The 283-nt window shown below is 65.4% G+C and carries 1 pseudogene; it reads right to left on the reverse strand.

What is annotated here, in order from left to right:
• Positions 1-246: pseudogene (locus FV233_RS29965) on the reverse strand (DNA packaging protein); the annotation flags it as partial.
• Positions 247-283 lie beyond the last annotated feature (37 nt).

The raw sequence follows: 283 nt of genomic DNA on the forward strand, positions 1-283 counted from the left end.
GCCGAACGGGTGATCCCAGCCGAAGTCTATGCCGACGATCTCCGGCATATAGCTCGGGATCTGGAACGGCGCGCAGGTGATGGACTCTTCGGCTACGGGGAAGACGCGGCCGGAGCCGAGAACGGGGATGCCCTTGGCCCGCGCCTCGCGCTGATGGGCCGGCATGTCGTTCCACATCTTGGCCTTCTGCTCGGCCGAGAGGTGCGGGACGTCGTCCCAGGTTGCTTGGATGCAGTAGGGGCTCACGACGCCATCGACTGCAGGTATCGCAGACCGATCTCGG

The sequence above is a fragment of the Methylobacterium sp. WL7 genome, from assembly GCF_008040085.1.
GTDB lineage: Bacteria > Pseudomonadota > Alphaproteobacteria > Rhizobiales > Beijerinckiaceae > Methylobacterium > Methylobacterium mesophilicum.